Origin of the sequence: Sphingobacterium sp. PCS056 (assembly GCF_023273895.1) — a bacterium.
Classification (GTDB): Bacteria; Bacteroidota; Bacteroidia; order Sphingobacteriales; family Sphingobacteriaceae; genus Sphingobacterium.
The window spans coordinates 3,405,060-3,431,969 of sequence record NZ_CP096883.1 but is presented as its reverse complement, the minus strand read 5'-3'; the positions used below and the strand labels follow the sequence as shown (position 1 = coordinate 3,431,969).

At 34.2% G+C, this 26,910-nt stretch carries 33 protein-coding genes and 2 pseudogenes; 15 read left to right on the top strand and 20 right to left on the bottom strand.

The window, feature by feature from the left end:
• Positions 1-141: 141 nt before the first annotated feature.
• Together MUB18_RS14295 and MUB18_RS14290 are read left to right on the top strand one after the other, a co-directional pair.
• Positions 142-2,325 (top strand): peptidase domain-containing ABC transporter, encoded by a 2,184-nt coding sequence (locus tag MUB18_RS14295; protein WP_248753554.1) that lies wholly within the window; start codon positions 142-144, stop codon positions 2,323-2,325.
• The gene (locus MUB18_RS14290) at positions 2,325-3,659 is read left to right on the top strand and encodes an HlyD family secretion protein (RefSeq protein WP_248753553.1); all 1,335 of its coding nucleotides are present in this window, start codon (positions 2,325-2,327) and stop codon (positions 3,657-3,659) included. The genes MUB18_RS14295 and MUB18_RS14290 overlap by 1 nt, the downstream gene beginning before the upstream one ends.
• Positions 3,660-4,653: 994 nt before the next feature.
• Here MUB18_RS14290 and MUB18_RS14285 read toward each other — a convergent pair.
• The 6 genes and pseudogenes from MUB18_RS14285 to MUB18_RS14265 all read right to left on the bottom strand — a co-directional run bounded on the left by MUB18_RS14285 (position 4,654) and on the right by MUB18_RS14265 (position 7,412).
• Positions 4,654-5,151: a hypothetical protein gene (locus MUB18_RS14285; protein WP_248753552.1), complete on the bottom strand. Its 498-nt coding sequence runs from the start codon at positions 5,149-5,151 to the stop codon at positions 4,654-4,656.
• Positions 5,152-5,163: 12 nt separating this feature from the next.
• Complete coding sequence (locus MUB18_RS14280) at positions 5,164-5,376, bottom strand: hypothetical protein (RefSeq protein ID WP_248753551.1); 213 nt, start codon at positions 5,374-5,376, stop codon at positions 5,164-5,166.
• A gap of 24 nt (positions 5,377-5,400) precedes the next feature.
• Positions 5,401-5,490 (bottom strand): annotated as a pseudogene (locus MUB18_RS22020) (hypothetical protein); the annotation flags it as partial.
• A 52-nt stretch (positions 5,491-5,542) separates the two neighbouring features.
• Positions 5,543-5,746 carry a hypothetical protein gene (locus tag MUB18_RS14275; protein WP_248753550.1) on the bottom strand — a complete coding sequence of 68 codons (204 nt, stop codon included), beginning with the start codon at positions 5,744-5,746 and terminating at the stop codon, positions 5,543-5,545.
• Positions 5,747-5,801: 55 nt separating this feature from the next.
• Positions 5,802-6,743 (bottom strand): Rpn family recombination-promoting nuclease/putative transposase, encoded by a 942-nt coding sequence (locus MUB18_RS14270; protein ID WP_248753549.1) that lies wholly within the window; start codon positions 6,741-6,743, stop codon positions 5,802-5,804.
• Between the two features lie 219 nt (positions 6,744-6,962).
• The gene (locus MUB18_RS14265) at positions 6,963-7,412 is read right to left on the bottom strand and encodes a nuclear transport factor 2 family protein (RefSeq protein ID WP_248753548.1); all 450 of its coding nucleotides are present in this window, start codon (positions 7,410-7,412) and stop codon (positions 6,963-6,965) included.
• 507 nt (positions 7,413-7,919) lie between these two features.
• Here MUB18_RS14265 and MUB18_RS14260 point away from each other — a divergent pair.
• Both MUB18_RS14260 and MUB18_RS14255 read left to right on the top strand, forming a co-directional pair.
• A complete protein-coding gene (locus MUB18_RS14260; RefSeq protein ID WP_248753547.1) occupies positions 7,920-8,570 on the top strand; it encodes a hypothetical protein in 651 nt (216 codons plus the stop codon).
• 26 nt (positions 8,571-8,596) lie between these two features.
• Complete coding sequence (locus tag MUB18_RS14255; protein WP_232789242.1) at positions 8,597-8,929, top strand: hypothetical protein; 333 nt, start codon at positions 8,597-8,599, stop codon at positions 8,927-8,929.
• A 220-nt stretch (positions 8,930-9,149) separates the two neighbouring features.
• Here the strand turns inward: MUB18_RS14255 and MUB18_RS14250 are convergent, their stop codons facing one another.
• Together MUB18_RS14250 and MUB18_RS14245 are read right to left on the bottom strand one after the other, a co-directional pair.
• Positions 9,150-10,091 (bottom strand): Rpn family recombination-promoting nuclease/putative transposase, encoded by a 942-nt coding sequence (locus MUB18_RS14250; protein ID WP_108160877.1) that lies wholly within the window; start codon positions 10,089-10,091, stop codon positions 9,150-9,152.
• Between the two features lie 219 nt (positions 10,092-10,310).
• Positions 10,311-10,760 (bottom strand): nuclear transport factor 2 family protein, encoded by a 450-nt coding sequence (locus MUB18_RS14245; protein ID WP_248753546.1) that lies wholly within the window; start codon positions 10,758-10,760, stop codon positions 10,311-10,313.
• A gap of 255 nt (positions 10,761-11,015) precedes the next feature.
• Between MUB18_RS14245 and MUB18_RS14240 the strand changes: the two genes are divergently transcribed.
• The 4 genes from MUB18_RS14240 (at position 11,016) to MUB18_RS14225 (ending at position 14,193) form a co-directional block, all read left to right on the top strand.
• The gene (locus tag MUB18_RS14240) at positions 11,016-11,447 is read left to right on the top strand and encodes a DUF3859 domain-containing protein (protein WP_248753545.1); all 432 of its coding nucleotides are present in this window, start codon (positions 11,016-11,018) and stop codon (positions 11,445-11,447) included.
• Positions 11,448-11,532: 85 nt separating this feature from the next.
• Positions 11,533-12,210 (top strand): SMI1/KNR4 family protein, encoded by a 678-nt coding sequence (locus MUB18_RS14235; RefSeq protein WP_248753544.1) that lies wholly within the window; start codon positions 11,533-11,535, stop codon positions 12,208-12,210.
• Between the two features lie 78 nt (positions 12,211-12,288).
• Entirely contained in the window at positions 12,289-13,083 is a 795-nt protein-coding gene (locus MUB18_RS14230) for a DUF2711 family protein (RefSeq protein ID WP_248753543.1), read from the top strand.
• A gap of 186 nt (positions 13,084-13,269) precedes the next feature.
• A complete protein-coding gene (locus MUB18_RS14225; RefSeq protein WP_248753542.1) occupies positions 13,270-14,193 on the top strand; it encodes a hypothetical protein in 924 nt (307 codons plus the stop codon).
• Here MUB18_RS14225 and MUB18_RS14220 read toward each other — a convergent pair.
• Positions 14,129-14,416 (bottom strand): hypothetical protein, encoded by a 288-nt coding sequence (locus tag MUB18_RS14220; RefSeq protein WP_132845780.1) that lies wholly within the window; start codon positions 14,414-14,416, stop codon positions 14,129-14,131. The two genes, MUB18_RS14225 and MUB18_RS14220, sit on opposite strands and share 65 nt — an antisense overlap.
• Before the next feature lie 389 nt (positions 14,417-14,805).
• Here MUB18_RS14220 and MUB18_RS22015 point away from each other — a divergent pair, with 389 nt between their 5' ends.
• The 6 genes from MUB18_RS22015 (at position 14,806) to MUB18_RS14195 (ending at position 18,539) form a co-directional block, all read left to right on the top strand.
• Positions 14,806-14,883 (top strand): DUF1963 domain-containing protein, encoded by a 78-nt coding sequence (locus tag MUB18_RS22015; RefSeq protein ID WP_411028124.1) that lies wholly within the window; start codon positions 14,806-14,808, stop codon positions 14,881-14,883.
• 12 nt (positions 14,884-14,895) lie between these two features.
• On the top strand, positions 14,896-15,474 hold the full coding sequence (locus tag MUB18_RS14215) for a hypothetical protein (protein WP_248753541.1): 579 nt from the start codon (positions 14,896-14,898) through the stop codon (positions 15,472-15,474).
• 128 nt (positions 15,475-15,602) lie between these two features.
• The gene (locus MUB18_RS14210) at positions 15,603-16,055 is read left to right on the top strand and encodes a hypothetical protein (RefSeq protein ID WP_248753540.1); all 453 of its coding nucleotides are present in this window, start codon (positions 15,603-15,605) and stop codon (positions 16,053-16,055) included.
• 166 nt (positions 16,056-16,221) lie between these two features.
• Entirely contained in the window at positions 16,222-16,989 is a 768-nt protein-coding gene (locus MUB18_RS14205) for a DUF2310 family Zn-ribbon-containing protein (RefSeq protein WP_248753539.1), read from the top strand.
• A 194-nt stretch (positions 16,990-17,183) separates the two neighbouring features.
• A complete protein-coding gene (locus MUB18_RS14200; RefSeq protein ID WP_248753538.1) occupies positions 17,184-18,104 on the top strand; it encodes a hypothetical protein in 921 nt (306 codons plus the stop codon).
• Between the two features lie 3 nt (positions 18,105-18,107).
• Positions 18,108-18,539: a luciferase family protein gene (locus tag MUB18_RS14195; protein WP_168126126.1), complete on the top strand. Its 432-nt coding sequence runs from the start codon at positions 18,108-18,110 to the stop codon at positions 18,537-18,539.
• Between the two features lie 36 nt (positions 18,540-18,575).
• On the opposite strand, the gene MUB18_RS14190 is transcribed toward MUB18_RS14195, so the two are convergent.
• From MUB18_RS14190 to MUB18_RS14160, 7 genes are all read right to left on the bottom strand, one after another.
• Positions 18,576-18,734 carry a hypothetical protein gene (locus MUB18_RS14190; RefSeq protein WP_248753537.1) on the bottom strand — a complete coding sequence of 53 codons (159 nt, stop codon included), beginning with the start codon at positions 18,732-18,734 and terminating at the stop codon, positions 18,576-18,578.
• Positions 18,735-18,880: 146 nt separating this feature from the next.
• On the bottom strand, positions 18,881-19,330 hold the full coding sequence (locus tag MUB18_RS14185; protein ID WP_248753536.1) for a nuclear transport factor 2 family protein: 450 nt from the start codon (positions 19,328-19,330) through the stop codon (positions 18,881-18,883).
• 149 nt (positions 19,331-19,479) lie between these two features.
• Entirely contained in the window at positions 19,480-20,661 is a 1,182-nt protein-coding gene (locus MUB18_RS14180; RefSeq protein ID WP_248753535.1) for a putative Ig domain-containing protein, read from the bottom strand.
• A 219-nt stretch (positions 20,662-20,880) separates the two neighbouring features.
• The gene (locus MUB18_RS14175) at positions 20,881-21,054 is read right to left on the bottom strand and encodes a heavy metal-binding domain-containing protein (RefSeq protein ID WP_248753534.1); all 174 of its coding nucleotides are present in this window, start codon (positions 21,052-21,054) and stop codon (positions 20,881-20,883) included.
• A gap of 145 nt (positions 21,055-21,199) precedes the next feature.
• Positions 21,200-22,138, bottom strand: coding sequence for a hypothetical protein (locus tag MUB18_RS14170; RefSeq protein ID WP_248753533.1), 939 nt, complete (start codon positions 22,136-22,138; stop codon positions 21,200-21,202).
• Positions 22,139-22,354: 216 nt separating this feature from the next.
• On the bottom strand, positions 22,355-22,540 hold the full coding sequence (locus MUB18_RS14165) for a nuclear transport factor 2 family protein (RefSeq protein WP_248753532.1): 186 nt from the start codon (positions 22,538-22,540) through the stop codon (positions 22,355-22,357).
• Between the two features lie 66 nt (positions 22,541-22,606).
• On the bottom strand, positions 22,607-22,804 hold the full coding sequence (locus MUB18_RS14160) for a hypothetical protein (RefSeq protein WP_248753531.1): 198 nt from the start codon (positions 22,802-22,804) through the stop codon (positions 22,607-22,609).
• 185 nt (positions 22,805-22,989) lie between these two features.
• Between MUB18_RS14160 and MUB18_RS14155 the strand changes: the two genes are divergently transcribed.
• Positions 22,990-23,550, top strand: coding sequence for a suppressor of fused domain protein (locus MUB18_RS14155; RefSeq protein ID WP_248753530.1), 561 nt, complete (start codon positions 22,990-22,992; stop codon positions 23,548-23,550).
• Between the two features lie 45 nt (positions 23,551-23,595).
• Here MUB18_RS14155 and MUB18_RS14150 read toward each other — a convergent pair whose 3' ends face one another.
• The 4 genes and pseudogenes from MUB18_RS14150 to MUB18_RS14140 form a co-directional block, all read right to left on the bottom strand.
• Complete coding sequence (locus MUB18_RS14150; RefSeq protein WP_248753529.1) at positions 23,596-24,366, bottom strand: hypothetical protein; 771 nt, start codon at positions 24,364-24,366, stop codon at positions 23,596-23,598.
• Between the two features lie 219 nt (positions 24,367-24,585).
• The gene (locus tag MUB18_RS14145) at positions 24,586-25,125 is read right to left on the bottom strand and encodes a GNAT family N-acetyltransferase (protein ID WP_248753528.1); all 540 of its coding nucleotides are present in this window, start codon (positions 25,123-25,125) and stop codon (positions 24,586-24,588) included.
• Between the two features lie 497 nt (positions 25,126-25,622).
• A pseudogene (locus MUB18_RS22010) lies at positions 25,623-25,754 on the bottom strand (hypothetical protein); the annotation flags it as partial.
• 188 nt (positions 25,755-25,942) lie between these two features.
• Positions 25,943-26,857 (bottom strand): Rpn family recombination-promoting nuclease/putative transposase, encoded by a 915-nt coding sequence (locus MUB18_RS14140; protein WP_248753527.1) that lies wholly within the window; start codon positions 26,855-26,857, stop codon positions 25,943-25,945.
• Positions 26,858-26,910: the final 53 nt, after the last annotated feature.

The following is a 26,910-nucleotide window of genomic DNA, read 5'->3' as shown; positions in this document are numbered from 1 at the left end:
ATCATCTCCATAGAAGATAAAAATTTAATACACTGTAATTAATGATGAAAATTAAGCAACATTTTTATCAAAAACATAGGAAAATAGATTGTTTAACAGAAAATTAATATTCAGTTAAAGAGATAGTGTGATATTCGAGCAATGTTTAACAAATTCCCTACAGAGATTCAGTACGATAAGATGGATTGCGGTCCTACCTGTCTAAAAATAATAGCCAAGCACTATGGTAGATTCTACACCTTACACTTTCTAAGAGAATTATGTGGTAAAACCAAAGAGGGTATTTCAATTCTCAATTTGATTTATGCTGCAGAAAAAATAGGTCTCAAATCCCGCGCTGTTAAATGCACGCTAAACCAACTTCAACACGACATTCCACTACCTGTAGTCATACATTGGAATGATTCACATTTTATGGTCGTATATAAAACCACAAAAAATTATATCTATGTTTCTGATCCTGCACAAGGTCTTGTAAAATATCCTACTAAATTGTTTGCTAAAAAATGGATAAAAGAAAATTCGAAGAAGGGAGTTTTAATTGGTTTTGATCCAGATATTAATTTTTCAGAAATCAATCATGAGGATAGCCTTGTAAAACATAAAAAATTTAATTCCATATTTAGTTATTTTAAACCATACAAAACCAGTATGGTAAACTTATTGATAGTCATGTTGTTTGTAACAAGTCTACAGGCAATTGTTCCATTTATTACCAGATCTATCATCGATGTGGGCGTAAGCACTCAAAATATGAATTTTGTGAACATTATGCTTATTGCAAACATTGCTATTCTATTGGCTACTACTTTTTCAAATGCCGTTAGAGATTGGATAATACTGCATCTAACTAGCAGAATAAATATATCTTTAATATCTGACTATCTCCTCAAATTAATGAAGTTGCCCATGTCATTTTTTGAGAATAAAACAATTGGAGATATATTACAGAGGGCACAGGATCATCAAAGAATAAAGGATTTTATAATGGGCAGTTCTCTGAACTTATTATTTTCAGGGATGACATTTTTAGTCTTTGCCGTTATATTAGCGATTTACAACAGTTTTATTTTTTGGGTATTTATTGCAGGAAGCGTAGTATACCTCATATGGGTAATGGCTTTTCTAGCCATTCGAAGAAGACTGGACACAAATTACTTTAGTCTGATGGCGAAAGATCAAAGTTATTGGGTAGAAACCATCTCAGGAATGCAGGATATTAAAATTAATAATTATGAAACTGAAAAAAGATGGAAATGGGAGAATTTGCAAGCCCGCCTTTACAAAGTTAATTTGAAACTTCATTCTATAACAAATTATCAAAATCTGGGTGGTCAATTTATTGATAATCTAAAAAACATCATTATTACCATCATATGTGCAAAGGCTGTAATTAATGGTGAAATGAGCTTTGGAATTATGATCTCTACACAGATAATTATTGGCATGCTAAATTCGCCTATTCAGCAATATATTCAATTTATTACATCGGCTCAATCTGCTAAAATATCATTTGCCAGAATAAATGAAATTCACGCACTGGAAGATGAGGAGCAGATTCAGGAATTCAATGATGCAGTGCTGCCTCAAGACCGAAGTATTATATTGAAAAATGTTTATTTCCAATATGCACCAAAGCACCCATACAGTGTTAGGGGTGTTAATTTAACTATTCCGTTTGGAAAGATAACAGCAATTGTTGGAGATAGCGGAAGTGGAAAAACGACTTTAATGAAATTAATCTTAAGGTTATATGGCCTAAGTCATGGTGAAATCTGTATTGGTCCTTTGAACGTAAAAAATATACCGCTAAGCTACTGGCGTTCGAAATGTGGGGTTGTACTGCAGGATGGCAAAATATTTAATGACACGGTTATTAATAATGTGGTACTTAATGATGAGGAACTTGATTTTGAAAGATTCAAAATAGCGATCGAAATTGCCAATATTCGTCAAGAGATCGAAGATATGCCCAAAGGATACAAAACAATGATGGGTGAACAAGGCAGAGGACTAAGCGGTGGTCAAAAACAACGTATACTTATTGCCAGAGCAATATACAAAAATCCAGACTACCTGTTCCTGGACGAAGCTACAAATTCACTGGATACATTAAATGAAAAAAAAATAGTTGAATCGTTAGATAAAGTTTTTAAAGATAAAACGGTCGTGGTTATCGCACATCGTCTGAGTACCATCAGAAAAGCAGATCAGATCGTCGTAATGAAAGATGGAAAGATCATAGAAGTGGGTAACCATAAATTACTGATGGATAAACAAGGCCATTATTATGATTTAATCAATTCGCAAGCCAACTTAAACTAATGAAAGATATTAATAAAATAAAAAAGGCGGAAGAAGTTGATCATATTATTAATAGGATGCCCAAAAAATTTGGTATTCAAATTACTGTTATTGTAATGTTGAGCATCTTATTGTTATTACTGTTTGGTTTCCTCATATCCTACCCCGATGTACAAACGGGCACCGTCTCAATAAATACAAAAAATCCTGCTATCAAAATTATAAGTCCAAATTCGGGAAAGATTATTTTGGTAAAAAAAAATCAGCAACATGTTTATAAAGATGAAATCATTGCTTACATAGATAATCCTGCACAAATGAATGATGTATTGCAGATAAAAGCACTTATTGAAAAAATTAATGTAAGCAATAGCAATTTATTGATGGATCTGAAGCCTTTACCAAACAGAATATACCTTGGCATCATTAACAATAAATATTACACGTTTTTAGATGCCTTACAACAATTTAAAAATTATCACCAAAATGGAACTTTCGACCATCAATTGAATACTTATCGAGAATTATTGCACGAGCAAAATAATATTTTAACCACAACAAAGCAGAAAGCAGAGTTGTCCAATAGAAGCATCAATTACATGAACAAATTTGCGGAACGTGATTCTATTCTTTTACAGAAAAAAGTGATCAGTGCAGCAGAATTTGAAAGAAATAAAATAAGCTATTTAAATGCTGCATATAGTGTTGTGAACAATAAAAATGAAGCATCGCAAATTATGTTAGAACTTTTTAGAACGCAAAATGCAATAACTGAAACCCAGATCAAAAAAGAAGAAATTGAAAAATCACTCTTATTAAATTTAAATTCATCGTATCACGAATTCTCAATGGTTCTAAAATCATTTGAAGAAAGCTATATTTTCAAAAGTCCTCAAACAGGGACTTTACAATACCTAAATTTTTGGAACGACAATATTTATGTTAAAGCTGGAGAACCTATTTTTTCAATTGTTCCAACTAATAATAAAATAATAGCTCAAATATTCCTACCAAATTCGGGGGCTGGAAAAGTAACTCATAATCAAAATGTAGTAATTAAATTAGATAATTATCCGTATAACGAATATGGTTCAATAAAAGGAATCGTAAATGATATTTCATTAGTAACAAACACACAGGAAACTGCTCAGGGAAGTATTGAAAGTTATCTCGTTCAAGTAGAGCTACCAGATGGTTTAAAAACTAATTATGGTAAAACGCTAAATTTCAAATATGAATTAAAAGGAATCGCAGAAATCATAACTAAAGATAGACGATTAATCGAACGAATTTTTGACAATTTAAAATATATGCTTACAGATAAAAATCAGCCTCCCTCCGGGGATGTAAATTAAAGTGTATCATTAATAAAAATTAATAATGAATAATTGCGATATTCTAATTTTATTCGGAAAGTAAAGATAAAACATAACTTGATTTTCATGCGTGTTTTATTTTATTGGTATTCACGAGTGCTTTGCCGTTTTGAAAGTTATAAAAAAGAAATTATAGAAGGTAGACTCTTATAAACTAATTGGTTAATTTAAGTATGAGTATTTTAAACGTGTTTTTTCTGCTATACAAAATAGTAATAACTTTAAACCGTTAACCTTACTGATGTTCGTCCACTAAACCGCTGCAGTACAAAATCGCGATAGCCCTGTTCCAGAAATTCCTGAAAGGTACTACGGAGGGTTTATTCAAATGGATTTTATAGCATAACGGTATCACGTGTTGATACTAATATAAAGAATATCAGTAGAAATTCTACGGCATTTACGGCTATATACTCCGTGGATCAGGCTTAAGGGGTATATTTGCACAGCGGATCACTTCCAGTGACGGACAACCAAACTCCTGCACGACCTTCCCTTCGATAAGATAAATGCCTGCTCGCCGTAAAGGATATTGTGCCAACGTGGGTGGAACATGTACGGTATCGAAAAACTTGCCTTCGATATCGAGGAAGGTGCCGAATTTCATGAGCTCGCCACACTTTGTCTTCACAAACTTTTCGGACACAAAATCGCCTACCATACGTACCGTCTTACCAACTGACCCAGCAGTTCTCGGCTCTGCACATCGCCCCTGAAATCGCTCCGGGCGAGATCAAACAGTGTACCGCTGACACAGAAACCGATAAGCTCCATATCATCATAATAGTCCTCCAGGATATGACTATCCAAAGGTGGCAAAAAGGGTTTGCGACTATTGGATTCAAGCAGTTCGGCACTTGGGCTTACTATTGTATGCTTGTTCAATAGGAGATGTGCTTCCCACAGCAGTTTTTTCTTGCTACTCCCGAAACTGCGAAATGCACCGATACGGATAAGGATGATTAATCAGTTTCTACACAGCTTCAGGTTTAAATTCTTCAGCACCGAAGCCTCGCTTATCTTTGGTACAAGAACTACATGCTGTAGCATCCAGCTTATTACTATAGCCACATAAACATTCCCATACTTCTTTGCCCGATGAAAACATGCCCTTTGATTCTTTAACGGTAACTACTTCAGGAAATAGCTGTACCAAGCCCTCTCCTCTCCATGTCTGTAGATAGGCAATATCTGGAGCTGAAGACCAGTCTTTGTCTAAGGTAAGTACCTTCAATGCTGCCTTTTTTGCCAATAAAGATCCTGCTAACAGTTTCGCCACCTGATCGTAATCGATAAGATTGGAACTACTGATAGCTTTGCAAATAATCTTAAACTGCGCACCGGTTAAATCATCCGACAGCAACTGTCCATAGAGTATGGCTGTAGCTTGGTCTTTGTCCAGGAAATCAAAATAACGAAAGAGCGTGGCTTGACGGTCTATAAATACCTGATCCTCCCCTGTTTCATTCATTGCTTTAAATAACTAGGGTACAAATTCGGTCAATCGGGATGTGGCTATAAATTCGGCTGTAGCATTGGTCATCGAATAGATACCGGTATAGCGTTCTATGATCAAGCTTGCTTTGACTTTGTTCTTAATAACTGATCCATCGATATCTCCACCTACTGCTTCTGCTTGTATATGTTTGATTTCATGGAGCAATACAGGTGTACCGATAGCGGTGATCATAAACATTTGAGTTCCCTTTCCCGAGAGCTCATCAATATGGACGCTGAAGCCTATAACCGCATCTGCCCGATAGCTACGTGCATTTTGCTTTAAAGACTCTACTACGCTCTTATATAGCTCCTGTAATTTGTTTTCATAATTGCGGGAGCGCCCACCGAAGAGGTCTACGAAGCTAGCTCCTGATTGAACTCAAAGCATTGGCTCCAATAACAGCTGTTGCTGATATGGGATCAAAATAACGCAGGACTTCTCTCCCTTCGATGGTATGGGTACTGGTAACGATCATGGTGTATGATGAATACTGTTTTAAAAGCTCGAAAATAATGGATTGGTTTGAGTAACGGATACGGTAAACCGTAAGGATGGTATAAAACATATAAAGCCATTCTTGACAGAATGGCTTTATTTGTTTTTTTTATATCCTATATGATTTATTTCAGTTTCTCAATCTCTTCGATGGTAAGGCCTGTAGCTTTGGCAATCTGATGGGTAGACAAACCCATCTCTTTCAAATTCAAAGCTGTTTCAATAGCTTTTTGGTGTTGGCCTTCAGCTTTAGCCTCTATTGCTGCTTTCTTGGATGCTTGCTTAGCCTCTTTCAATTGTTTTTCTAGTCCTCCCAATTGCTTTTCTAGTCCTTCAACTTGTTCCTGTTGATACATCCGCACTGCTTCGGCATCCCATTTACGTTTTAAACTAATATCATACATAGTTCGTTCCTCCTTTGTCAATTTTGCGTAGCTAGCCAACTGAAAGAATCGTTGAAATACCGCCGATTTCATGATCCGTGGCAAGGTCTTTAACGTAGACATATTCTTGAGCATAAAGAATACTTTATCCAGTTCGTCTTCAACCTCAGCTTCACTTTTAACAAAGTTAATCAATTCGAGGTAAATAAACCCAAATCCTTCATAGAAAATTTTCCCTGAATCTCTATGGCACAGGCAGGTATCATGAAAATATGTACTTCGATCACCTCCTGGAATAGGAAAACCATCCATCAATACAATGGTATAAACCTCGGGAATGGCGTATCCCCAGGCTTTACGGTTTCCTTTGGGCGCTATGTCTGAAATAACCTTACTAGCATAATACAACATGCGTTGCTTTAAATTAGTCTGACTGCTGGTCTGCATCTCATTGATAATCTCTTCGCCTGTACTGATCTGAACTACTAGATCAAATATAACTTTACCGATCTCTTCGGTCGCTCCGATACGCTCGGTATCTCGATAAGTCAGATCAACAATGGTCTTTCGACTACGAAAGATGATGTTAAGAAAGTTGATCAGGTTGACCTTGTCTCCGAATAACCGCTTGAATCCTTCATCGGTGGTCGGATCAATAAAAACGGGCTGAACGTGATTTTTCATAATTTTAGCTTTTGCTTAAATAATTAATTACATAAAGCAAACATCAGAAAAACTAAAATTTTTAGCCGGTTATTAAACGTTTGTAGTCGTTTGTAAACGTTTGTTGTCGGCTTGCAGGTAACAAAAGCATCAACTTGTTAACCTAGTCTTGCTTTCCGGACACAAAAAAAACCACATCTTAAGATGTGGCCTTAACTAAACATATGATTAAACAGTATATTACTTGTACGAATTGATCGATTGGGATATTTTCCAGTTACCGCCGTCATTCACTAAAGTCACGAGATCGGTTTTGGTAAAACCATCAAACTGCATGGTTACTTTGGCGATCATATAGTCTGCTGACTCCTGTACGATGGTGGTACTTGTTTTACAGTTTAACTGCTCACCTTTTTGCTTTTTCAAGAAGGAAATAACTTCAGAGCGGCTATTGGTTTTATCTTCTGATGCATGAACTTTTTGACTGAAGTCTGTTGTAAACAATTGCTCTACTCCTGCCGATTGACCTTCTGTCATAACCGCAACATAATGATCAATGGCGAGATCTGCTGTGGAAAGGTTGACAGTTGCTTTTGTAGAGTTGTCTCCTGCTGGTTTTGCTGCTGCCATATTAAATGTAGATACTGCGATCAAGGCTGCTGCTGCGAATGTTTTTGCTAAAGTATTCATAATGTCTTTATGTTATAGTTTGTTAGTTCTTGTTTGTTGATTCAAAAGTAGGGTGTAAATCGTCCCTACCCTATGGCAATTAGACTAAACCAACTAAAAACTCGGTAAATGAAGGAAATGGATAGGTGAAATTATTTTAAACTTTTTTGAACTATTCTATTCGACAGGTGTTCTTATTATATAAAGCGATAACAAACATACTTTCAGCATGAAAGTGTAAAACGATAAATGACGTAGTACAGTAAATAAATCCAATTGCTTGAAAACAATTTGGATGATGAAACAAAATAGAGGAAACGATAAGAAACATAAAAATTACTGTGCAGTTAAACGCCAAGATAAAGGGTCTAATGAGAATTAGGCCCTTTTGATGTTTAAAAATGGCCTAATTCTCATAATGATTTACAGTGTTAATATATCATTTTATACGTAACTTAATACGATTGAATTTATTGGATATGGTATTCAATATTGACATTTTTAAATCTAAAATAGCACAAAATTACAATGAATATATTTTTTATAGTTATAACTGCATTATGGATATGTCCATTTTTAAGTTATATTATTTACCAATTGACAAAGGGAAAACCAGTATTATTAAGAAGAGTATTATGGTCATTAATTGTCTTGGATTTATTGGCTATTGTGGGAATGAGAGTTGGTATATCTACATTATCTACTGAAATAAACTGGGTTATTATAATGACTATTTATCTTACAATTAGTTTATTATTTTGGATATTACAAGATCATAAAAATAAATTCATCAAAGTGACCACCATCATTCTTATGTTATTTACCTTTTTTTTCGGCATGTCAGCTGGGTCCATTGGTGCACTTGGAACTGCATTTATACTAGGTGAATATGAGGCTAAAATGTCAAAAAAAATAGCAACTAACCTAACTTATACCGAATTTACATTGGGTAATGCACTAAATGATTACAAAGGTAAACGTATTGAAATTGCTAAAAAAATCGCTTTCTTTCCCGTTTTACAATATTTGATCGTAAAAAAAGAATACTACGATATTAACGCCTATGCGCATGAATTAAATGTAAACTATAGTCAGGATAAAAATATATTAATTTTCTCTACATGGAATAATAAAGATTCAGAAAACAAGCTGTTCCCAGATACAATCGTCGTAAAATAATCATCTAAATTCTTAAAAATAAAGCTATGAACTGGACACCGATAACTTTTGAAGAACTAAAAATTTTGATCTCAAATGGTGAACATAATATGGATCAGAATCTTTTAGATTTTTGGGATAAAATAAAAACTGTACCAAAAAAATGGTCTGAAGCTGAATATGGAGATGAAGGAAATGGATTTTGGGTAGTAGCAAAATTTAAAAACTTAGTAGTATATTATAATGATATAGAAGAAGGGTTTAATATTTCTGAATTCAAATATGAAGGTGAAATACAAGAATACGGTGCAGAACAAGATGAATTAAACTTTGCAATTTATAAACTTGTAGAATTAAAAAATTACTTGTTTTTATCGTAATAACTACAGAAAAACCTAAAGGATTCATGTATCATAACAATCTAGCTGTCTCCAGGTCGCACTTAAAGTACTGGCTCAAATTGCAGCTGTTGCTGAAATGGGATTTTTGTGGTGATCGGTTTGATTAAAAAATACGGGAAGCCGTAAGGATGGTTTAAAACGTATAAAGCCATTCTTGACAGAATGGCTTTATACGTTTATTTTATATGATCCATTTGATTTATTTCAGTTTTTCAATCTCGTCGATGGTAAGGCCGGTACCCTCAGCAATTTGTTCTAAAGGTAAACCCATCTTTTTAAATTTTAAAGCTGTCTCAATGGCTTTTTTGTGTTCGCCTTCAGCTTTAGCCTCTATTGCTGCTTTCTTGGATGCTTGTTTAACCTCTTTCAATTGTTTTTCTAGTCCTCCCAATTGCTTTTCTAGTCCTTCAACTTGTTCCTGTTGATACATCCGCACTGCTTCAGCATCCCATTTACGTTTTAAACTAATATCATACATAGTTCGTTCCTCCTTTGTCAATTTTGCGTAGCTGGCCAACTGAAAGAATCGTTGAAATACCGCCGATTTCATGATCCGTGGCAAGGTCTTTAACGTAGACATATTTTTGAGCATAAAGAATACTTTATCCAGTTCGTCTTCAACCTCAGCTTCGCTTTTAACAAAGTTAATAATTTCTAAATAGATAAACCCCAAACCCTCGTAAAATATTTGCCCTGAATCTCTATTACACAGGCAAGTATCGTGAAAATAGGTTCTATGATCACCTCCCGGCATATGAAAACCGTCCATCAGGACAATGGTATAAACCTCGGGAATGGCATACCCCCAGGCTTTGCGGTTTCCTTTGGGCGCTGTATCTGAAATGACCTTGCTGGCATAATACAGCATGCGTTGCTTTAGATTAGTCTGACTGCTGGTCTGCATCTCAATGATGATCTCTTCGCCTGTGCTGATCTGAACTACTAGATCAAAGATAACTTTACCGATCTCTTCGGTTGCACCGATACGCTCGGTATCTCGATACGTCAGATCAACGATGGTCTTTCGACCACGAAAGATGATGTTAAGAAAGTTGATCAGGTTGACTTTGTCTCCGAATAACCGTTTAAAGCCCTCATCGGTGGTCGGATCAATAAAAACGGGCTGAACGTGATTTTTCATAATTTTAGGATCTGCTTAAATAATTAATGTTGCTAAGCAAACATCAGAAAAACTAAAATTATTAGCCGGTTATTAAATGTTTGTAGTCGTTTGTAAACGTTTGTTGTCGGCTAGCTGGCAACAAAAGCTTCAACTCGTTAACCTAGTCTTGCTTTCCGGACACAAAAAAAACCACATCTTACGACATGGCCTTAACTAAACATATGATTAAACAGTAAATTACTTATACGAGTTGATCGATTGTGATATTTTCCAGTTACCACCGTCATTGACTAAAGTCACGAGATCGGTTTTAATAAAACCTTCAAACTGCATCGTTATTTTAGCGATCATATAGTCTGCTGATTCCTGTAAAATTGTAGTACTCGCTTTACAATTCAACTGCTCACCTTTTTGCTTTTTCAAAAAGCTGATAACTTCTGAACGGCTATTTGTCTTCACCTCAGAGGCTTGTACTTTTTGACTAAAATCTGCTGTAAACAACTGCTCCACTCCTGCCGATTGTCCTTCTGTCATAACCGCAACACAATGATCAATGGCCAAATCTGCTGTGGATAAGTTGACTACTGTTTTTTTTGGGTTTGCTACCTCTGGTTTGCCTGCTGCCATAGTGAAAGTAGATACTGCGATCATGGCTGCTGCTGCGAATGTTTTTGCTAAAGTTTTCATAATATCTTTATGTTATATTGTTATTAAGTTGCATCAGCCCCACATCCACCAACTCAAACCCTGATGCCTGCTTTGCAGTTCTATTTGTTTGTTGATTCAAAAGTAGGATGTAATTCGTACGTACCCTATGGCAATTAGACTAAACCAACTAAAAACTCGGTGAATGAAGGAAATGGATAGGTGAAGTTGTGAGGATCGATTCAAAATGCTAAATTCATAATAAATAAGCCATATCAATTATGAATAATTTATACAATGAAAATAAAGAAAATTAATTTAATAAATTTCGGTAGTATCATTACCGATCACGAAGATAGAGAGAGCAATGAAAAGAGTGTCTCTGGATATTTTCTTTATACTAATGCCGTTAATTTCATTGATCAGACTGATGTTTTAAAAGGAACGATAGGTTTAAAATTTGGAATAGAGTACTTTATTCAAGGTTATACCCCAGAAAAATTTAAGGATGTGAATTTTAGATGTATAATTACTCACCCACCCCTTACAAACCCAGAAACTGGATTTTCTTCATCAAGGACAATCGAAACCAAAAACAATTATTTAAATGAAAATAATTTTGACTACTTCCATTTTGAATATCATTGGGAAATTTCACAGGGGATATGGACTTTTCAAATAATAGAAAACGATGTTATCAAACTTGAAAAGAGATTTGAGATAATATAATTGTCGGTAATATAAATGAATAATTATTAAATTTCTATATATTTAGTTTCATATAGAAATTCCTATTGAAAATGATTTATTAACAATGACAGACGAAATCGAACAGTTTTTTAAGGCATATTGGCAAGAGGGAATGAAGGCCGGTTACACCGAATATGTTCCAAAAGAAATGATGGTCTCGGCACCTAATAGTGAAGGAAGCTATGAGTGGAAACTAATTCCTGGAGTATTGACTAATGAAGATTATAAAAACGTAGAAACACAATTTAAAATCACTTTTCCAGAAAACTTCATAGCATGGCACAAACGTTATTTCTTCGAAGACTGCGATTGTTCAATCATCAGATTACCCTCCTCAAGTCCCAGTAGACCTTTACAGGAAATAATAGACAATCTTGACTGGTATATAGCAGAACAGCTGATTCCTCTTGGTCTTATTCCCTTTGCAAACGAAGGTAATGATGCTGGACCATTAGTCTTTGACACAAGAAACGCTAGCGGAAAGGAAGATTTTCCGATAAGAGTTTATGACCATGAATATGGTGGCGATCTAGATGGATTGAGTGAAATTATTTTTTCATCGTTTAGAAAAATGCTGACATGCTTAACACATTTCCTGACCGAAATTGAAAAAAGAAAACGTTTTGAAGTGTTTGCCGACTTCTATGAAATTGACCCTGAGGGTGCTGGTGCAACAGGTAAAGAGTACTGGGAAAGCTGGATCGCAATGGAAAAAGGAAACTTTGAAGAATTTGGATACTAGATTTTTAAAACCGAAAAGATGCTGAACTACAGAAAATTCTGTTACAATTATCATTTTATAAGGCAATAAAAGAATTTTATGAGCGACATATTTAAGGATGAAAACATATATCCGTATCAAGGAAAAATAAAAGAGCATTTTAAAGGATTTTACGATGCTGCATTTATAGCTTTTATTCCATTCTTTCAAATTGATTCACAGACTAATAATAAAGTAAGTCTCAAGAAATCAAAACTATTATCTCATGAAGAAGCTGTACAAGAATTTGAATTCTTGAAAGATCTTCCAAAAGCGAATAGGCAAATTTATAGTTACAAAAATGATGAATATCCCTCAAATGAAACTATTTTTTTGAAAGGCAAAGCAATCTCATGGAACAAGGTGGTTACGGGATCAGGGTTTACGGACTATGCTGAACTTAATAAAGCTTTACGAACTTCGATTGGTGCGCTAAATAACAATTATGCTAGACCAGACCTTTTGGAAAAGCTTAATGCATTTACTGATAAGAAAAGTATCTATCATCCGACTGAAGGTACTTTTGATATGTTATCAAAAGTAAGCATTTATAAAACTTTCCAATTTTTCAGAAAACCTCAGATTGTAATAACAGACGAATTCTACCAACAGACCTTTAGTATAAACCTCGATAAATTAAGTGAATTTGAATTTTGTAATCAAATTAATTTCAAAGATTACTACCTATATTCTGCTGATTTTGAACTTTTGTTTACGGTGGAATGGGATAGTTTTTTCTTTATTATTGCGACAGACAGCAAAAAAATGGAACAGTTAATAGAGAGCAAATTGTTTGAGGGTTTTCTATGTAATGATGAGACAGATCATCATTGGGATTATATGGATAAAAAGTAAAAGAATGGTTGTTACAAGCCAAAACCTTATAAGTATTTTCACTTGTTTAAATTTACTTTTCTTAGAGATATCATAAGATACCAAATCTTCTAATTAGAGGGCTTAATTGTAAATTAAAATAAGTGAAACGATTTTTGTGAATCCCACAAATTATGGAATATCTCCTATCCTAGCATCTACTTACATATGAAACTATTACTGCTATTTTTAATTTTCTTTAGCTTTTCTGCAAACGGGCAGTCATCAAAACAGCTTACTGATGAACTGAGTAAGGTTCTAAAGGATGAATTGGTGAGAGGAAAACAATTTTCAATCCATTTTAGTAAAGTGAGTAATGGGGAAATTAGCATTTTGACCCCTAGTATTCCAACAGATGACTTGTTATTAAATAAGATAAAGACTGTTTTAAAAAAAGACTCTCTACTTCAGTCTAAAAATTCGTACTTCTTACATATATACTGGGATCTATATTCAACAGAAGTTTACAGTTCAATAGGAAAGAAAGTTTCAGAGGGTTTTACAAATTATTCGAACTACATGCCTAGCCCCTCTGGTGGCATTGGATTATTTGTTAAAAATATGGTAGCTGAGCTAAAACGAAATAATTTCGACTTTCAAAATTATTCAAGGTATCAACATCAACTAGAAGTATATGTGGATGAAAAAGGGAACCATTCTTTTACGGGTTCCGACAAAATTCTGTCGTACTTGGACAGCACAAAACTGACCCGTTGGAGAATAGCTTTATATTATGGTAAACCTATTAAAAGTATATATGAAATCTCTTTAATCAATCCTCAACCCTTATCAGATAGTCTTAAAAGAATAGAATCTGCACAAGCTCCAGAGGTATTTGTGTGGGATCAACTTTATGAAAATCAGTATGTGCGCTATCAATCTGGTATACAACAAATCCCACAGGGAAAACTTATTATTTCATTTGTTCTCAACGCTTCATTAAATAGCTTTGAAAATCCAATAATACATCGTGGAAACCGAGATGATGCAAAGAAATTAATGAATTTCATCTTAATGCAGCATCCTTTCAAAAACAGTTTTTACTGGTCTGAATATCCAAAGTCTGACCGTTATTATTTCTACTTAAAATAGCGGATATTTTTTTGAATGCAAACTTCTGTTTTTCGTGTTCAATTTTTAGTGTTTTTTCTGATGCCTGTACTTTCTGGCTGAAGTCCTCTGTAAACAATTGCTCCACTCCTGCTGATTGACCATCTGTCATAACCGCAATATAATGATCAATGGCTAGATCTGTTGTAGATAAACTGACCACTGCTTTTTTAGGGTTCGAGACCTCTAGTTTACCTGCTCCCATAGTAAATGTTGATACTGAAATCAAGGCTGCTACTGCGAATGTTTTTGCTAAAGTTTTTTATCTAGATAATTTGTTATTTAAAGGTGATAAGGCTATCATGAGTATAAAGTCTACAACTAATTACCAATGTACCCATGATGGTTCATAATATTTTTATTGTTAGTTTCTATTTATAAGTTGCATCAGCCCCTCATCCACCAACTCAAACCCTGATGCTTGCTGAAGCAATTGTTGATTCAAAAGTAGAGTGTAAATCGTCCCTACCCTATGGCAATTAGACTAACACAATAAAAATCTCGGAGAATTTGGGAAATGAATAGGGGTAGTTGTAACCTATCATTTCTTTTGTTAAATTGGAAAGGATTACCGAACTAATAACGAATTAAAATATGCATACAATAATTTACCCTGAAGATTTGATAAATAAGCGATTTGACAAAGCTTGGTTCAACTGGGATTGTTGCTAATCATTTAATTTTATGGATGATTTTCTTTTTCCTTTGATTCTATTTCTCATCTTCATAGGTATACCAATTGTTGTGGGATTATTGATATATATAATACCTAAAAAACTGGGATACCCAAGGTTTGCAAGATCTCTGCTATTTACCTATGGTTTTATTTGCCTATTATTTACATGTTATCTATTTTTTAGTGATTATTTTTTCACAAAATCTGATGCGCTCAAACTAGTTGAAGAACAAGGGATAACATTAGTAGATGAATTTAAGATCAGTAACAATAACTCATCGTTTGCAATTGGTGAGAGTTATGAAACATTTACGCTTAAAATCTCTAATTTTGATAAACAAAAAGCTATTTCGAAAATTATAAATTCCAAAAATTTCCATTCGACCGAATTTTCTAATCACATTTTATCTTATAATTCATTAAATCAATATTGGGGTCCAAAAATTACACAGAATTATGAAACAGAAGATGCTTATGTTAGGGAGTATTTTAAACCCAGTGGACAAAATAATTATGCCCCTACTTTTAGAAAAATTAAGATAAGCAAACTAAAAAATGAATTAATATATGAGGATATAGACGAATAGAATCATTCTCTAATTTAATATATAAGTAGCGAAATTAGTTATAGAAATCGATTGATAAAAGTTTTTGTATATCAGTTTTACTACCGGATAGTACTAATACCGGTATAATACGCAAATAAAGAACGAAAATGTTATTCAATTTTATAAAACCAACAGTAATTTTTGCAATCGTCGGACTAATTATTCCAGGCTTTACTGCAATCGGACTATTAGGACTCCAAATGCTTTTAAATTATTTTGGTGTCAAGTGTCCTACTGCCTGGACAATTATCTGGACGACAACAAGTATTGCAGGACTTATTTTACCATTTTTGTTTTGCAGATACATAACTCGTTTAACAGTCGATAAATTACAATCACTAAAAACGCGTCTAACATTATTTAATTTATTTGAGTACATGTTTATTCAATCAAGTTTGACACCTTTATTTATAAGCGGAAAGACATTGTGCCATGGTCATGGCGGACAAAATGGACTGGAATTAGTATTTACAGCTTGGTTAGCTTTACCAATTTTAATACTATTTAGTTTTGTATTTAACCGTATATTCAAACCAACGAATTTTTATACAAAAAAATGAACAAATAAGAAATCACGAATATTAACGGGCTTTTTGCAAAAGAGCCTATTGATTGCTAAAAAAATTTTCTGCTTTTATTCAATTTCGATATTGATAAGTAGCTTTCTGTTCCTAAATCGCTTGTACGCTGGAATGTTGGTCAATTATAAGTTTAACCAAAAAAACAATGTTTATAAAAAAGATTTCAATTATTATAAAAACAAAAGTAAATAAAGACAAACTTTATGATGAGTTCAATTTACTCCTATCCTTTTATAGAGGAAACGGTCAAACGCAAGCAAATATTGAAAGCCAATACATCAAGAGAAATAAAATTGTAAGTCTTCCATATACACTTGAAAAAAAATCACTTAGTAAAAAGTATAATAACAAATATGTCCAAGACCAAATAGACAAAATTGAAAAACTTAGTGGATCGACAATTTCAATTAAGAATATAGGTAAAACAAGTTCAGAGTATAAGAAACCTTGTATATGTTGTAAATCTGAATTTTACATTCTTATCACAAACTACATTTCGATAGACTCTCCATTAACGTGTGGTACATGTAACAAATCTGTCCCACTTTATAAGCTACCAAAATTTTACGACTTTGGTTATATGCCAATTTTAAGTTGGGAAACAAACTATCAAGCTTGTGATAGCTTACAAATGAATTGTGAGGTCGGAGAACGTTGGTCTTTAAATCAGATGCAAGAAACAAAATCACCATTATCAAAGCAAGGTTTGGATATATGTAAACAAATTGAAGAACAAACGACAATTCCAACATTTTACTATTTATACAATTATAGAAAAAATACCGGCAATGATAAAAATAGACTCTGCCCAAATTGTAATAAAAAATGGACCTTAAAAACACAATTACACAATCTTTATGATTTCAAATGTGATAATTGTAGAATCATATCAACAATATCTACAAATACATAAATGACCCTAGACATCCTCTTTATAATATGTAAATCACTGGAGTGTTTAAAATACAGCAAGACAAGAGACATAAGTTAACTTTAAAATTTACGATGACTCTCTAGGTATATTGAAAATTTATGTAAATTTAAGCATTCAGTGTTTTAAACTGATAAGATCTAAAGAATATAGCTTAATTTAACTATAAAAACTCAGTGACAAATATCATTTCAAAATTAATTCAGTCAAAAATAGCTTCAGGTATTTTGTTAGCAAATTTATTTGCCATGACAGTTATCGGACTACAAAGCGCTTTTGGTCATGAAGATGCAGGAGTACTTATCTTTTCGGAATTTGTAATCATACCGATGCTCATGGGCATAATCTCAACCTGGTATTGGAAAAATCTGAATTTAAAGGGTAAACAGATAACAGGATATTCTATAATAAGTGGCATAATTGCTATTGCTTTAAGTTATTTTTTTTTAAATGAAGGAGTAATCTGCTTACTGATAGTATCTCCACTGATCTTTGGGTTTATCATTTCAGGGGCCTTCATAGGCAGAGCAATGTTTAAAAGAAACAATCAAAAACTGAATGGGAGTCTAATAAGCATCTTTATTCTCATTTTTATTGTAGATTCTATTTCTGACCACGATCATGAAAATATAGTTTCAGATAAAATAGTAATCAATGCGACCCCGGAAGAAATTTGGCAACACGTAGTTGCATTTGATAAGATTGAAAACAAAGAAAATTATTGGCTTTTCAAAATTGGTATGCCTAGTCCTATGGCGACTACAGTAAGTGACAGGAAGCTTGGTGCAAATCGTAAATGTATTTTTAGCAACGGCTACATATTTGACGAAACTATTGTTGAATTTGATATTAATAAAAACTTGACATTTGACATTATTGATCAACCTAAAGATCCTGAGATCATGGGGCATATTGATATCACAAAAGGTCAATTTTTATTACACGATAATGGTGACGGCACCACAACATTAACAGGAAACAGCTGGTATAAACTCCACGTGTTTCCTACTTGGTATTATGATTTATGGGCTGAAAGTATTACAAGAAATGTTCATTTTAGGGTAATGGAGCATGTTAAGGTTTTAAGTGAATCATAACTTATGTTTTCATTTGTCGTGAAATACCTGGGCTTCTTAAAGTCTATCCCTCTAATAGCAATTTTATATGACAGCCTCATTAGACTTTGGTTCTTTGCTACAAAACCACAACTGTTGGACTGGCTTGATGATATCGAAGAAACGATTTCAAAATATCCGAACACCAGTATTACTGTTCATAAATATGGTGGAACTCAATTTAATTACTTGGATAAAGAGTTTGGGCATTTGCATAGTAATGGATTATTAGACATCCGCTTAAATAAAACTATTAAACAACAGCTGCTCAAGGATGGTAAAATACAAAATCATCATGTTTTTAAAAATTCAGGCTGGATCAGTTTTTACATTACAAATGAACAGGACTGTAAGTACGCAATGGGATTGCTATTATTGGCTTATGAAAAAAAAGCCTCAATATTTAAATCTACATAATATTAAAACCAAAAGAATATCTACTAAAATGTTCGATTAACCAAAATGCTTAAAGCTTTTATAAATTATTGTTAAAATTCCAGATGCCACAAAAAATAGCCAATATTTTCTCATTTCACCATAGCCATCTTGAGAGGAATACTTTAACATAAATCCAAGACCGATAGAAAGAAAGGATGCGATTAAACCTAACATAGAAATACTGTTTAAATTTACTGATCAGTAAAAATATACTTATTTTTTTATATCGAGAACTTTTATCAACGCGAATCAATGGCGATAAAAAAGAAAAGCCACATCTCGCGACTTGGCCTTAACTAAACATATGATTAAACAGTAAGTTACTTGTATGAGTTGATCGATTGTGATACTTTCCACGTTTCGCCGTCATTGACTAAAGTCACGAGATCGGTTTTGGTAAAACCTTCAAACTGCATCGTTACTTTGGCGATCACGTAATCTCCCGTCTCCTGTACGATGGTGGTACTTGTTTTACAGTTTAATTGCTCTCCTTTTTGCTTTTTCAAGAAGGAAATAACTTCCGAACGGCTATTGGTTTTATCTTCTGATGCATGAACTTTTTGACTGAAGTCTGTTGTAAACAATTGCTCTACTCCTGCCGATTGACCTTCTGTCATAACCGCAACGTAATGATCAATGGCTAGATCTGCTGTAGATAAATTGACCACTGCTTTTTTAGGGTTTGCTACTTCTGGATTGCCCGCTGCCATAGTGAATGTAGATACTGCGATCAAGGCTGCTGCTGCGAATGTTTTTGCTAAAGTATTCATAATGTCTTTATATTATAGTTTGTTAGTTCTTGTTTGTTGATTCAAAAGTAGGGTGTAAATCGCTCCTACCCAATGGCAATTAGACTAAACCAACTAAAAACTCGGTAAATGAAGGAAATGGATAGGTGAAGGTGTAAGGGGCACGGTAATTATTTTTTTACCGTTATTATAATCTTATCATGCGTCCTATTCGAAGATCTATCAATTGCTGTAAAAATCAATTCAAAATCTCCAGGCACAGTGGGCTTTCCTGATAATTTCATTTGTTCACTATCAAAAATCAGCCAGTCAAATTTATTTTGATTAATACTGTAAATCAACTGTTTATCATCTATATCTTTAAAGTAATCTTTGGGGATGGATATTTCGAATTTCTCTCCAACTTGAATTGTTGTTGTGTCAGGAAGTGAATGATAAACGAAGGGTTTAAATAGTTTTGAAGTATTAACCCAATATATATCTGATTCGGTTAATCCCGTTTCTCCGATTTGTAATCGAGTAAAAAATAAAAATTTATTATCAATACTTACAAATGGTCTCCTATCCCAATCTTTTGAATTTATTGTTGAATTAATTATTTGAGGCTCAATCCATTTTTTATTACTATCACGATAACTAATATATAAATCCACTCCTGTATCGTTGTCTGTATATCTACAGAAAATTATGTAGTCTTCTTTAGGGGAAATGAAAACGCTTTCTTCATCATTCGGTGAAATAAATTCGGAAATAACATTCACACTTTGGTACTCATTCCCTATTGGTTTAGTACAGAACAAATCTGCGGTATGGCAATTATCCTTTCCATAACAATTCCTATTAGAAGAAAAATAGATTGTACCACCATATGTCATGCAAGCGTTAGCTTCCCTGCTTGTCGAACTTATTGGAGCTCGAATAATTTTTGGAGTACCCCACTCATCATTAATCTTTTCAACCATCCAAACATCTGTTTGCATGTTGTCTATATCTGCTTGACTTTGAGTATAAAGTAAGGATTTTCCATTAGGTGAAAAATAGGGTAGATATACACATTTATTTTTTAGTGGTTCAAAAACCATCGGCTCAGTCCATTTTTCGTTAATCCTCCTGGAATAAAATATTTCGCCACTAAAATCGTCCTTGTTTAATACTCCAAATGCTAATTCCCGTCTGTCAGGTGTAAATGAAATACCATGCTCTAATCTACCTTCCATTGAAACTACACCTGGTGCAAAAATCACAGGAATAGAATCTGGATATGTTTGGCCAAGATAATTAGTCGTTTTGGTAGACGATATGCAACTATGCAGTAAGAGAATGAGAATAAGTGGAAGGATTATTTTATTCATTATATATTAATCTTGCAGTATCTGTTTTTATGCTTCACAACAGCTATAGCTGAGGTGTGTATCACAAACTCTGGTATTGGCTTATAATTAGAACCTTCTATCTAGCTTACGCTTATTACCAAATTTAATATATAGTTATGATATGGTCAAGCCCTAATTGTGTATTGGCATCGTTCATTTCTTTAATATATCTTTTATGATCAGATTATCCAATTTCCGCTATTCCTCTTCTACACTGAATGCATATTGCGGGAGCGCCCACCGAAGAGGTCTACGAAACCCGCTACGGATTGCACTCAAAGCATTGGCTCCAATAACAGCTGTTGCTGATATGGGATCAAAATAACGCAGGACTTCTCTCCCCTCGATGGTATGGGTACTGGTAACGATCATGGTGTATGATGAATGCTGTTTTAAAGGCCCGAAAATAATGGATTGGTTTGATTAGTGGATACGGTAAACCGTAAAGAGGGTAATAAACATATAAAGTCATTCTTGACAGAATGACTTTATATGTTTTTTTTATATCCTATATGATTTATTTTAGTTTTTCGATCTCGTCGATGGTAAGGCCTGTACCTTTTGCAATATCGGCAATAGGTAAGCCCATTTTCTTGAACTCTAAAGCAATGGCAATAGATTCTTCTCGTTTGCCTCTTTCAATTCCTTTTTCAATTCCAGACTGAATTCCTTTTTCTCTTTCTTGTCGTTTGATTGTTTCTATTACACCCATTTCGATTGTGCCTCCTGTCACTTGATAAATGTATTGATCAAAGTTACTATTTATTTCTTTATCTCGTATAAAAAGAAAACTCTTTAAAAAAACTAAAAAGCTCATTATACGATCTTTACTATACTTATTGGTCTCGATGAGCCTTCGAGCGATTGTACTACGCTGTTCGGCGAGCTCCTGCTCTGGGATCCTATCTTCATCTAAAGCTTTCTGGCATGCCAAGACAATATAGGCAAATATATTGTCCATATCAAGTAGCTGTGATTCGTCATGATCAAAAATCTGATAGCTCAAATACTGAAAGCGTAACGACGTGCGAAAAACAGCAAAATGGTATTCATCAGTACATGGCTGTGAACGCCCTCCAGTAAAAACAGCAATGGTCTCCACAGGAACTCGATAACGGTCTAGTAGTCTGTAAAAATATTGAAAGATACGATGTGAGAAATCGGAATCATGTCCGCCTTCGATTTCGGTATTCACTAAAATCCACTTCTCGCTTCCGTCTTTTAAATAAACCTTGACCAGAAGGTCTGCCACACGCTTCCCTTTTTTACGCTCACGATAGGGAATGATCTCCAACAATTCTTTATCCATGAAAGTCAATCCACGCCCGAGATCAAAGGTAGCATCGGCATCTGGATACATAAACCGCAAAAAATCAGGAAAATTATCCTCAAAAATGGCTTTCAAAAGCTCATCATTCTTCTTGGCTGGCTTTAAACGTCTTGAATCTACACTCATAACGGTCTATCAATTGGTTAACAGAAATAAAGATACAAATAAAAACTAAATATATTAGCATTTGTTTCTTTATTTTCTTAACCTTAGAAGTACGCGTGTATCGATAACGGGATCTTAAACAATTGGCGTTCCTTTTCCAGAGACAGCATCAATGCAGAAAAAACAAAAGCCACATCTTACGACATAGCTTCTACTTATTATATGGATTAAACTTGATTACTGATAAGAATTGATTGATTGGGATACTTTCCAGTTACCGCCGTCATTGACTAAAGTCACGAGATCGGTTTTGGTAAAACCTTCAAACTGCATCGTTACTTTGGCGATCATATAGTCACCAGACTCCTGTACAATGGTAGTACTGGTTTTACAGTTGAACTGCTCTCCTTTTTGCTTTTTCAAGAAGGAAATAACTTCTGAACGGCTGTTAGTTTTATCTTCTGATGCCTGTACTTTCTGGCTGAAGTCTCATGTGAACAACTGCTCCACTCCTGCCGATTGACCTTCTGTCATAACCGCAACGTAATGATCAATGGCTAGATCTGCTGTAGATAAATTGACCACTGCTTTTTTAGGGTTTGCTACCTCTGGTTTGCCTGCTGCCATAGTGAATGTAGATACTGCGATCAAGGCTGCTGCTGCGAATGTTTTTGCTAAAGTATTCATAATGTCTTTATGTTATAGTTTGTTAGTTCTTGTTTGTTGATTCAAAAGTAGGGTGTAGATCGCTCCTACCCAATGGCAATTAGACTAAACCAACTAAAAACTCGGTGAATGGTGGAAATTGGTAGGTGAAGTTGTGAAGATCGATTCAAAATGCTAAATTAAGCACATAAATTGTTGTATAAAATATGATCAATGTTTATATAGATAAGTTGAAGAGGCATTATGAACAATACTTTGGTATTTCAGGAATTGTGCACAAAATTGGTAAGGGACCAATAAATAAACTCGATCCTGAATTTTTCATATTAGAGTTTCCTCCCAATCAGATTCATAATATGTACACCTATTGTACAGTAGGAATGTCATTAAACAGGTGGAATGAAAACTTAATTGAGTTATTCATTTATGCCGCTGAAAAGAATTCATTACTTGTAGACCTTCTCTGCTACTGTGCAAGCTACCATCGAAACGATGCGCCATTGAACTTACATCACACAGTTAATTTAGGACAACCTTGGTTGGGGGAATCGTTATGCGACCATGGCTTTATATCTTTTCCTTATCTGGAAAAACCTGAATTTGAGCAAATAGATATAGATCATAAAACTATCAAATGCTTTTGGTATATTCCTATAACAAAAGCTGAACGGGATTTTAAAATTGAATTTGGATATGATGCTCTAGAGACAATTTTTGAAGAAAAAGAATTAAATTATCTAAGTCCTAAAAGAGCCAGTTTAATTTAAAAATTAACATTTTTTGATTCAAGATTATTGTTCAGAATGTTATTACTATTCTTTCTTTTTGATCACTTCTCCACTTGATGATATTATATTGGTGAATGAATAATCATATACGCGGTGCAGTATTCCCATTTTCTTTAATATTTCTTCAGCATCAGTTCTTGTGTTTATCCAGCTCGGATGTTCTTCCAAATATTCCCAATCCCATATCTCACTTGGCATTTGATCGACCTTAGTTTTGAACCTCAGTAGTTCTTGCTTGTATATGATTGGTATTAGGTTTTTCCTAAATACCGTTTCGAAGCACACCGGTGTATATGCATATTCCAATTCCTGATAAAGCTCTGTCATTGGATCGAAAATGGGAGATGCCATAAGCTCTAGTTCTCTAGATTTATAAGTGAACAGAATAAGCGAATTGACGATATTGGTATAGTAGAACCTGACGTGCTTGTCATAATATTCCAATTCAGACTTAGTAAATCCTAATTCATCAACCTCGTCTATTTCATAAATTTCAGATGCTATCAGGTCAATTTGTTTTCGGCAATAATTTGCGTCTTCATCTAGCCCTATTTCTCTAGCTAGCTGATATAGTTCACACCACACTTCTTTAGTATAATGTGGCGGTCCCGTAACACCCAATTCTATCAGACTTTCAACCGCAAGCCCCCATTCATCCAAATGATTGTACTCTACACTTTGCTGAAAGTATTGCTTATCAGCAAATGATTCATAAAGGGAATTAAGCAGCTTTCTTAATCTCTTCTTTATTGAAGGTTTGCTATTGCATCGTTTCCAAAAATCGAATGTACCCATTTTAAAAAGAGGCTTTATTACTCCCAATCAAATATGTTTATTAATGATGAATATTTCAACATTTAATTTATTTTAAAATTACTGAATGAATTCGTAAATAAATAAGATTGAGAAATTATTGATTGTTTACTAGTGGAATTGAAATTAGAAGACAAGTAACAAATATTGAAGGAATCGCGGGTATACTTTTTTTAAACTGCTAAAATATTTATTAGAGATTTAACTTTTATTCACCCAACTTGTTCTTGTCAATTCAAACCAATCTGTGGGGTCGCCTTCATAGTCAAAAGTTTCTTGCAAGTCAAAGCCTAATTTAGTTAAAACCTTTTTTGAATTTACGTTTTTAGGATCGGTTATTGCATAAATTTTGTCAACCTTCATGCTTTTGAATCCATAGTCCAGTATTGCGGCAGATGCTTCGGTAGCAAAACCTTTGCCCCAATGTTTTCTTTTAAATCTATAACCAAGCTCGTAGAAATTAACGTGATTATTCAAATTTTCTCTGAAATATTTCAGTCCTGCCCAACCAATGCATTCGTTAGTTTCTTTGTCAACAACGGCCCAACGAGCAATTCCATTTTCCGCATATTGCTTTTTTAGCATTTCAATCACTTTCGAAATTTCGTCAATAGATTTAACAGGACTGTTTTCAATATATAAATGAACTTCTGGGTCAGAATCCATTTCAAACAAATCACTTTGGTCTGTAAATTCTAGCTCTCTTAAAATTAGTCGTTCCGTTTCTATAAATATATCCATATATGATTTGGTAAAATTGCGTTATCAACACCTAAATTTACAAAAAAAGCCAATGTGATTAACACGGAACTTTCTTGACGACTTAATCGTTTTCAGAGTTGCGGAAATAGGAATTGTCTACTCACTTAAATTTGCATTCTATATATTGCTTCCCGTGGTTTACATTCGCACATTAATTCACTTAAGATAAAGTACATGGACATACACCTTCATTTCTTTGATTAATTAATTTCTCAATGTCGGGGTCAATGTTGTCCACATGCAAAGCTTCTACAATTTGAAGAAAACTCTTCCATGACGATGACGGCACATTAATAAACCAATCTGTTCTTCAGCAATTCCAGCTCCCCTGCTATCATATCTGGCCAGCGAGCAAATCCTGCTCTAACAATCTCTTCCCCATATAATACCGTAAATAACCGGGAGATACTAAAGGCAGACTCTTTTTGCTGGAAAACCATTAATTGGAAGACATTATCTATACCATAAGTTTGTAGCTAATGTTGGAATCGGCGTGATGTATAACTAAAAAGACGCCCACCGAAGAGGTCTACGAAGCTTGCTCCTTTTTCACTCAAAGCATTGGCTCCAATAACAGCTGTTGCTGAAATGGGACCAAGATAACGAAAGACTTCTCTTCCCTAGATGGTATGGATACTGGTAACGATCATAGTCTATAATGAATACTGTTTTTAAAGCCCGAAAATAATGGATCGGTTTGCGTAACAGATACGGGAAACAGTAAGGATGGTGTTAAACAAACAAAGCCATTCTGTGAAGAATGGCTTTGTTTGTTTTTTTATATGATCTATTTGATTTATTTCAGCTTTTCGATTTCGTCAATGGTCAGGCCTGTAGCTTTGGCAATCTGATCAATAGACAAACCCATCTCTTTAAGATTCAAAGCTGTCTCAATGGCTTTTTTGTGCTCGCCTTGGGCAATGCCTTCTTTTAACCCCTCTTTTAAACCTTCTTTTAAACCTCGATCATGTCCAATACGTTGAGCAGTAGAATAGGTATTCTCTGCATCACGCTTATGTTTTAAACTTGCTTCGTATGCCATCTTATCCTCCGGTGTTAATTTTGCTACTTCGCCTATGTCAAAGATAAGACCAAATACCCGCTTATCCAAAAAATCCGGTATTTTATCAAGTTTACTCATGTTTTTCAATAGATATAGCCATATATCCATATCTGTCTTGATATCAGCCTCATCCTTAATAAAATTTGGTAATACTAACAGCTTATAACCAAGCTTTTCATAAAAAATACGATTACTCTGCTTATCGCAAAGGGCAACATCGTAAAAATACTTTCCGGGTTCTGTTTCTCCTAATTCAAACTCTAAAATACCGATAAAATATACTTCGGGAAGTTCATATGTATTTCCCTTATAGCCCTTGGGAATAAGTTTATTGATAAGCCTGGATGTATAAAAAACGGTTCGGTCCTTAAAAAAATCTTGATAAAGCTGCTGCATCTCAATAATGAAATGCTCACCATCAATGCCGGTACAATACAGATCGAAAATAACCTTCCGTTCATTTTCAAGATCGCCATCCTGCTCCACAGGCCGATAATGAAGATCTTGAATAACTTTCTCTCCCTCAAAGAGCCCATTTAAGAACCCAATTAAAATCGGCTTATTTTCTTCCCTGCCAAAATAAAATTTAAAACTCCAGTCTCCACTAAAACCAACATACTTACCTAAGTTACTTTTTGTTTTTTTCATAATAATATGGTTTATTTAAATCATTAATTAGATGGCCAAATATGAGAAAAACT

What these genes read in the sequence shown, in the direction of transcription:
- MUB18_RS14295 (WP_248753554.1), top strand. Translation starts at nt 142, where the DNA reads ATGTTTAACAAATTCCCTACAGAGATTCAGTACGATAAGATGGATTGC.
- MUB18_RS14290 (WP_248753553.1), top strand. Translation starts at nt 2,325, where the DNA reads ATGAAAGATATTAATAAAATAAAAAAGGCGGAAGAAGTTGATCATATT.
- MUB18_RS14285 (WP_248753552.1), bottom strand. Translation starts at nt 5,151, where the DNA reads ATGAATGAAACAGGGGAGGATCAGGTATTTATAGACCGTCAAGCCACG.
- MUB18_RS14280 (WP_248753551.1), bottom strand. Translation starts at nt 5,376, where the DNA reads ATGTTTATGATCACCGCTATCGGTACACCTGTATTGCTCCATGAAATC.
- MUB18_RS14275 (WP_248753550.1), bottom strand. Translation starts at nt 5,746, where the DNA reads ATGTTTTATACCATCCTTACGGTTTACCGTATCCGTTACTCAAACCAA.
- MUB18_RS14270 (WP_248753549.1), bottom strand. Translation starts at nt 6,743, where the DNA reads ATGAAAAATCACGTTCAGCCCGTTTTTATTGATCCGACCACCGATGAA.
- MUB18_RS14265 (WP_248753548.1), bottom strand. Translation starts at nt 7,412, where the DNA reads ATGAATACTTTAGCAAAAACATTCGCAGCAGCAGCCTTGATCGCAGTA.
- MUB18_RS14260 (WP_248753547.1), top strand. Translation starts at nt 7,920, where the DNA reads ATGAATATATTTTTTATAGTTATAACTGCATTATGGATATGTCCATTT.
- MUB18_RS14255 (WP_232789242.1), top strand. Translation starts at nt 8,597, where the DNA reads ATGAACTGGACACCGATAACTTTTGAAGAACTAAAAATTTTGATCTCA.
- MUB18_RS14250 (WP_108160877.1), bottom strand. Translation starts at nt 10,091, where the DNA reads ATGAAAAATCACGTTCAGCCCGTTTTTATTGATCCGACCACCGATGAG.
- MUB18_RS14245 (WP_248753546.1), bottom strand. Translation starts at nt 10,760, where the DNA reads ATGAAAACTTTAGCAAAAACATTCGCAGCAGCAGCCATGATCGCAGTA.
- MUB18_RS14240 (WP_248753545.1), top strand. Translation starts at nt 11,016, where the DNA reads ATGAAAATAAAGAAAATTAATTTAATAAATTTCGGTAGTATCATTACC.
- MUB18_RS14235 (WP_248753544.1), top strand. Translation starts at nt 11,533, where the DNA reads ATGACAGACGAAATCGAACAGTTTTTTAAGGCATATTGGCAAGAGGGA.
- MUB18_RS14230 (WP_248753543.1), top strand. Translation starts at nt 12,289, where the DNA reads ATGAGCGACATATTTAAGGATGAAAACATATATCCGTATCAAGGAAAA.
- MUB18_RS14225 (WP_248753542.1), top strand. Translation starts at nt 13,270, where the DNA reads ATGAAACTATTACTGCTATTTTTAATTTTCTTTAGCTTTTCTGCAAAC.
- MUB18_RS14220 (WP_132845780.1), bottom strand. Translation starts at nt 14,416, where the DNA reads ATGGGAGCAGGTAAACTAGAGGTCTCGAACCCTAAAAAAGCAGTGGTC.
- MUB18_RS22015 (WP_411028124.1), top strand. Translation starts at nt 14,806, where the DNA reads ATGCATACAATAATTTACCCTGAAGATTTGATAAATAAGCGATTTGAC.
- MUB18_RS14215 (WP_248753541.1), top strand. Translation starts at nt 14,896, where the DNA reads ATGGATGATTTTCTTTTTCCTTTGATTCTATTTCTCATCTTCATAGGT.
- MUB18_RS14210 (WP_248753540.1), top strand. Translation starts at nt 15,603, where the DNA reads ATGTTATTCAATTTTATAAAACCAACAGTAATTTTTGCAATCGTCGGA.
- MUB18_RS14205 (WP_248753539.1), top strand. Translation starts at nt 16,222, where the DNA reads ATGTTTATAAAAAAGATTTCAATTATTATAAAAACAAAAGTAAATAAA.
- MUB18_RS14195 (WP_168126126.1), top strand. Translation starts at nt 18,108, where the DNA reads ATGTTTTCATTTGTCGTGAAATACCTGGGCTTCTTAAAGTCTATCCCT.
- MUB18_RS14190 (WP_248753537.1), bottom strand. Translation starts at nt 18,734, where the DNA reads ATGTTAGGTTTAATCGCATCCTTTCTTTCTATCGGTCTTGGATTTATG.
- MUB18_RS14185 (WP_248753536.1), bottom strand. Translation starts at nt 19,330, where the DNA reads ATGAATACTTTAGCAAAAACATTCGCAGCAGCAGCCTTGATCGCAGTA.
- MUB18_RS14180 (WP_248753535.1), bottom strand. Translation starts at nt 20,661, where the DNA reads ATGAATAAAATAATCCTTCCACTTATTCTCATTCTCTTACTGCATAGT.
- MUB18_RS14175 (WP_248753534.1), bottom strand. Translation starts at nt 21,054, where the DNA reads ATGATCGTTACCAGTACCCATACCATCGAGGGGAGAGAAGTCCTGCGT.
- MUB18_RS14170 (WP_248753533.1), bottom strand. Translation starts at nt 22,138, where the DNA reads ATGAGTGTAGATTCAAGACGTTTAAAGCCAGCCAAGAAGAATGATGAG.
- MUB18_RS14160 (WP_248753531.1), bottom strand. Translation starts at nt 22,804, where the DNA reads ATGAATACTTTAGCAAAAACATTCGCAGCAGCAGCCTTGATCGCAGTA.
- MUB18_RS14155 (WP_248753530.1), top strand. Translation starts at nt 22,990, where the DNA reads ATGATCAATGTTTATATAGATAAGTTGAAGAGGCATTATGAACAATAC.
- MUB18_RS14150 (WP_248753529.1), bottom strand. Translation starts at nt 24,366, where the DNA reads ATGGGTACATTCGATTTTTGGAAACGATGCAATAGCAAACCTTCAATA.
- MUB18_RS14145 (WP_248753528.1), bottom strand. Translation starts at nt 25,125, where the DNA reads ATGGATATATTTATAGAAACGGAACGACTAATTTTAAGAGAGCTAGAA.
- MUB18_RS14140 (WP_248753527.1), bottom strand. Translation starts at nt 26,857, where the DNA reads ATGAAAAAAACAAAAAGTAACTTAGGTAAGTATGTTGGTTTTAGTGGA.